This window comes from Polaromonas sp. P3_C2 (genome assembly GCF_056402675.1).
This window is the reverse complement of record NZ_JBFUGX010000247.1, coordinates 1-5828: the sequence shown is the minus strand read 5'-3', so window position 1 is coordinate 5828 and position 5828 is coordinate 1. Positions and strand designations below refer to the sequence as shown.

The 5828-nt window shown below is 63.3% G+C and carries 4 protein-coding genes and 1 pseudogene; 4 read left to right on the top strand and 1 reads right to left on the bottom strand.

The genetic code is table 11. The features are described from left to right. The 3 genes from AC1DWI_RS11885 to AC1DWI_RS11875 form a co-directional block, all read left to right on the top strand. A partial coding sequence (locus AC1DWI_RS11885) for a Bug family tripartite tricarboxylate transporter substrate binding protein (protein ID WP_477724891.1) occupies positions 1 to 823 on the top strand: 823 nt, incomplete at its 5' end. A 7-nt stretch (positions 824 to 830) separates the two neighbouring features. Then, positions 831 to 1661, top strand: coding sequence for an enoyl-CoA hydratase/isomerase family protein (locus AC1DWI_RS11880; RefSeq protein WP_477669060.1), 831 nt, complete (start codon positions 831 to 833; stop codon positions 1659 to 1661). After that, positions 1648 to 3201, top strand: coding sequence for a malonate--CoA ligase (locus AC1DWI_RS11875; RefSeq protein ID WP_477724890.1), 1554 nt, complete (start codon positions 1648 to 1650; stop codon positions 3199 to 3201). The genes AC1DWI_RS11880 and AC1DWI_RS11875 overlap by 14 nt, the downstream gene beginning before the upstream one ends. A 9-nt stretch (positions 3202 to 3210) precedes the next feature. Here AC1DWI_RS11875 and AC1DWI_RS11870 read toward each other — a convergent pair whose 3' ends face one another. Then, positions 3211 to 5346, bottom strand: coding sequence for an acyl-CoA dehydrogenase (locus AC1DWI_RS11870; protein WP_477669062.1), 2136 nt, complete (start codon positions 5344 to 5346; stop codon positions 3211 to 3213). Positions 5347 to 5648: 302 nt separating this feature from the next. On the opposite strand from AC1DWI_RS11870, the pseudogene AC1DWI_RS11865 reads away from it, so the two are divergent. Then, a pseudogene (locus AC1DWI_RS11865) lies at positions 5649 to 5828 on the top strand (hypothetical protein); the annotation flags it as partial.

The window sequence follows — 5828 nt, the reverse complement described above, 5'->3', positions numbered from 1 at the left end:
GTCCGCCCAGTTCGCGAAGCTGACCGGCAAGCAGCTCATCATCGACAACCGCGGCGGCGCCGGCGGCACGCTGGGGGCCAGTATCGCTGCCAGGGCCCAGCCCGACGGCTATACGCTCTTCATGGGCGCAGTGCACCACACCATCGCGCCCTCGATGTATCCCAAGCTGGACTACGACATCGAGAAAGATTTTGTGCCACTGGCCCTGATGGCCAACGTGCCGCAGGTGCTGGTGGTCAACCCCCGCAACTTGCCGTTCCCCGACTTCAAGGCCTACCTTGAAGCTGTGCGCAAGGCGCCGGGCAAGTACAACTACGGTTCGGCCGGCGCGGGCACTTCGCACCACCTGGCCGGCGAGTTGTTCAAGCAGCAGACCAAGACCTTCATCACCCACATTCCCTACCGCGGCGCGGGCCCGGCCCTGCAGGATTTGATTTCCGGCAATGTCGACATGATGTTTGACGGCCTGGGCTCTTCCGCCAACCATATCAAGGGCGGCCGGATCAAGGCGCTCATGGTGTCCGGCACCAAACGCAACCCGGCTTTCCCGGATGTGCCCTGCGCCGGCGAACTGGGCTTGCCCAACTACACCGTGACCACCTGGTACGGCATGTGGGCGCCCAAGGGTACGCCGGCAGACGTGCAGGCGCGCATCGTGGAAGACCTGCGCAAAGCCGCCACCACCGACGAGCTCAAAGCCATCTGGGCCAACAACGGCGCGGACTTCGGCAACCTCACGCCGCAGCAATTCGGCGCGTTCGTGAGCGGCGAGGTCAAACGCTGGTCGGCCGTGGTGAAAGCCTCTGGCGCCAAACTCGACTGATCCCTTGATGACCGGTGTCGTTTTACTGGAAGTGAAAGGCCCCGTTGCCTTTGTGACGCTGTCCCATCCCGGCAAGCTCAATGCCATGTCTCGCGCCATGTGGCGCGAGCTACGTGCGGCGTTTGAGCGCATCCAGCAAAACGCAGCGTTGTGTTGCGTGCTGGTGCGGGGAGAGGGCGGGCAGTTTTGCGCGGGCGGCGACATCTCCGAATACGCCGGCTTTCGCTTTGAGGAAGCGGGCCTGCGCGCGTTTCATGAAGACGATGTATGGGGCGGCTTGCAGGCCATGCTGGACTGCGACGTCCCCATCGTCGCGCAGATCGAAGGCAACTGTATGGGCGCCGGCGTTGAAATTGCCAGCTGCTGCGATATCCGTATCGCCGGCGATACGGCAAAGTTTGGTGCGCCCATCGCCAAGCTCGGCTTCCCGATGGCGCCGCGCGAGGCTGCGCTGGTGATGCGTGCCGCCGGGGAGCTGACCGCTAGGGAGATGCTGCTTTCGGCTGCCGTTCTGGGGGCCGCCGAGATGAAGCAGCGCGGCTTTCTCAACCAGGTTGCGCCGGGCCAGGACGTCGGGGCCCTGGTCATGGCTTGCGTGGATCGCACCTGCGCCCTTGCGCCTGGCGCCGCTCGCCTGAATAAACAGGCATTCAGGGCTCTGGCGCCCACTGGACCAGCGCAACCAGCTACTGATTTGATAGCAACAGCCTACCGTTATGCACCTTCTGCCGAGCACCGCGAAGGTATTGCCGCTTTCACTGAAAAACGCCTGCCCCGGTTTGATCGCCGGGCGGCCGAAATTCCAACCATAGCCAGCCTGACCCATGAAAAACCATAACCTGTTTGCAACGCTTCGAGCCGCGTTTCCTTCTTCGCTCAATGAAGTCGCCGTCGAAACTGACAACGGCCTCTGCTATTCGTGGCGCGACCTCGAACGCGGCACTGCGATGATGGCCAACCTGCTGGCCTTGCTGGGGTTACCTGAAGGGGCCAGGGTGGCGGTGCAGGTCGAGAAGTCGGTGGAGGCCATGATGCTTTACCTGGCGACGCTGCGCGCCGGCTATGTGTTTTTGCCGCTCAACACTGCCTACCAAAGCGCCGAGATCGAATACTTCATCGGCAACGCGGAGCCGTCGGTGATAGTCTGCAGCAGCAAGAATTTTGGTTGGGTCAGCAAGATCGCCTTCAAGGCCGGCACGCAGAACGTGTTCACACTGGACGATGACCGCACAGGCTCGCTGCTGGACCGTGCAACGCATTGCAGCGACCGGCATGAAGTGGTGGCACGGCAGGCGGACGACCTGGCCGCCATCCTCTACACCAGCGGTACCACCGGCCGCAGCAAGGGCGCCATGCTTTCGCACGGCAACATGCTGAGCAATGCGCTGGTGCTTAAAGATGCCTGGGGCTGGACGGCTACCGGAGGGCCCGAAGGCCGTGGCGATGTGCTGATCCATGCCCTGCCGATTTTTCATGTGCACGGACTCTTTGTTGCCATTCACGGTGCGCTCATCAACGGCAGCAAGATGATCTGGCTGGCCAAATTCGACCCCAAGCTGGTGGTGAAAAAGCTGCCCCAAGCCACGGTGTTCATGGGAGTGCCCACGCTGTATGTGCGCCTGCTGGCCGAGCCGGGCCTGACGCGCGAGGCTTGCCGCAACATGCGGCTCTTTGTGGCGGGGTCGGCGCCTTTGCTGATCGAGACCTTCAACGAGTGGAAAGAGCGCACCGGCCACACCATTCTGGAACGCTACGGCATGTCGGAAACCGTGATGCTCACGTCCAACCCCTACCAAGGCGCCGAGCGGCGCGGCGGTACGGTGGGCTTTGCGCTGCCGGGTGTCAGCCTGCGTGTGCAGGACGAAGGCGGCGAGTCATTGCCGGCCGGTGAGATCGGCGGCATCCAGGTCAAGGGCCCGAATATTTTCAAGGGCTATTGGCGCATGCCGGAGAAGACAAAAGAAGAGTTCACCGCAGACGGCTACTTCAAGACCGGCGACGTGGGCAAGATCGACGAGCGCGGCTACATCGTCATCGTGGGCCGCAGCAAGGACCTCATCATCAGCGGCGGCTACAACGTCTATCCCGCCGAAATCGAAGGCTACATCAACGACATGCCTGGCGTGGCCGAAAGCGCGCTGGTCGGTGTGCCGCACCCGGATTTCGGCGAGGTCGGCGTGGCCGTCGTTATCGCCAAGCCGGGCGTCGTGCTCGAGGGCAGCGRGATTGTGGGCGAATTGAAATCGAAGCTGGCCAACTTCAAGATTCCCAAGCACTGCTTTGTGGTCAGTGAATTGCCGCGCAACACCATGGGCAAGGTACAGAAGAATTTGCTGCGTGAGCAGTACAAGGGATTGTTTACCCGGGCCGCGGCTTAAGAACAGGTTCTAAGGCGCAAAGTCGTCGACCTGGATCACCTTGTCGGCGGCGCGTAAATAAGCCAACGCCAGGTCCGGGCGGCTTGAGGCTTTCGCGGCGTGCTCCATGGACTGATTGCTGCGCACGGCCTTGTTCAGCGCCACGGTTTCTTCGCCGAGCTGCGTTGCCAGATCGAGCGCATCCATCAGGTCGCGCAGCCCGCCGCTGGTAGGCGTTGCCAAGTCAGGGCACAAGCGTTTCACCACGACGGGGTGGGTTCGCAGAAGTTTGGCCAGCTCCAGCAACTGAACATCCCGAAGCGGTGCCAGGCGTGTGCTGCGGTTCAGCACCAGCGCACCCACTACACGCCTTAGCGGCGAAGGAAAGTTGGCATAGAGGGCCTCCAGCGTGTTGCCGGCTTCATCGAGCCGTACGCGAATGGCTGCCTGTGCGACCGGCAGCATATTCGTATCCTTGTCGACGGCATAACGCCAAAGGCAGGCGCTGGCCATGTAGAGGTGGGCCAGCACATCGCCCAGCCGGGCCGACAGCAGCTCCATGCGCTTGAGCTTGCCGCCCAGCAAGCCCATGGCCAGGTCGCAGGTCAATGCGTACTGGCTGCTCAAGCGGGCGATGAGTCGGGCTTCTTTTTCCAGGCCCGCGGGGGGCGAGCCTTGCAAGGGTGCACCGGCTATGCTGTGCCAGAAGTTACGCAGCACGTGTCCGCCATGGCCGATCAGCGCTTCCCCCAGCGCCTGCGCATCGTTGCCTTGCACGGCTTGCATTTCCTTCATCACGTAGGGGTGGCAGCGCACCGCGCCTTGTCCAAAAATGATCAGCGAGCGGGTCAGGATGTTGGCGCCTTCCACGGTGATGGCAATAGGCGCGCCGCGGTAAGCCACCGACAACAGATTGGATGGCCCCTGGATGATCCCCTTGCCGCCCAGGATGTCCATGCCGCGGTTGACGGCGCGCCGGCCGGCTTCGGTCAGGTGCACTTTCAGGATGGCGCTGGCCACGCTGGGCTGCTCGCCCTTGTCGAGTACGGCGGCGGTGTAGCGGCGTGCGGCGTCCGTCGCATAGAGCTCACAGGCCATTTCCGCAATCACGCCGGCAATCGCGTCGAAGCGGCCGATGGGCAGGCCGAACTGCTCCCGCACCTGGCCGTAACCGTTGGCGACGAAAAGCGCGGTTTGCTGCATGGCCGAGCCCAACGCCGGCAGGGAGATCGCGCGCCCCGCCGCCAGGCATTCCATCAGCATGCGCCAGCCCTGGCCGACCTGCTGCTCGCCACCGATGATCCAGTCCATGGGGATGAAGACTTCACGGCCTTCGATGGGACCATTCATGAAGGCGGCGTCCATCGGCCGGTGCCGCCTGCCGATCTGCATGCCCGGTTGCGGCACGGGAATCAGCGCGCAGGTGATGCCCAGGTTGCGCTGTCCTTCGGGCAGGGTTTCGTCCACCGCGTTGAAGGCCAGGCCGACTACGGTAGCCACCGGCGCCAGGGTGATGTAGCGCTTGGAGAAATCCACACTGAAGCCGCGCACCATGACGCCGTCGATCTCGCGCGCGGTGACAACGCCGCGGTCAGGGATGGATGCGGCATCGGAGCCCGCATAAGGCGAGGTCAGTCCGAAGCAGGGCAGGTCGCGGCCATCGGCCAGGCGTGGCAGGTAGTGCTCTTTTTGCGCCGCTGTGCCATAGCGCAGCAACAGTTCGGCCGGACCCAGCGAATTGGGCACCATGACGGTGACTGCCGCAGAAATATTGAGTGTGGCGATACGCGTCACTACCGTGGCATGGGCGTAGTGGCTGAAGCCGAGGCCGCCCCACTCCTCGGGAATGATCATTCCGAAGAAGCGCCTGCCGCGCATGAAAGCCCAGACTTCGGCCGGCAGGTCGCCAGCCTGGTCGATGGCGAAATCGTCCAGCAGTGCGCACAATGCCGTGACCTCGTTGTCCAGGAAAGCCTGCTCTTTGGCGCTCAGTACATTGGGTCCAGCGGCCAGCAGGGCATCAAAATGGGGCGTTCCCGAGAACAGCTGGCCTTCGAACCCGACCGTGCCCGCCTCCAGCGCTGCCCGCTCGGTATCGCCCATGACGGGCAGTGCACGGGCAAAGGGTTTCATGGCGGCCTCGCCTAACCATCGGGTCAATCCCATGGGTTTCTCCTGAGCTGAAAGTAAGGGGTTGCCCTTAGCGTATGCAGCGCAGGCCAATTGGGCAGCCGTCCTTGGGCGTATCTGGCTGTAGGCGAATTGGCCCAGATGCCGGGCTGCCGTGGAGGCAAGCCCCGGGGAGAAAAAGTTCCCGCGGCTCTAGGGCCTGTCATCATATAAATCGCCCCCGCGTGGCATCCGGAAAAGGCCGCAATCTAGGCGCGAAATGAAGCCGGGGTAGGCCCCCGGTGAGGCTTCGCAACGACGAGTGCGGCCTTTTCCGGGTGCCACCCGTAGGGCTGGGGCTGCAAGGGGCGCCTCGCGTTGTTGCAGCCCTTGACCGGGGGATACCCCCGGTCGGCGGCCTGCTTGCCAAGCTCGACAAGTCCAAGGTCGCCAACTACGGCAACCTCGACCCCGCCATCATGGAAAAGCTGGGCACCATCGACCCGGGTAACGCCTATCTCGTCCCCTGGGCCTGGAGC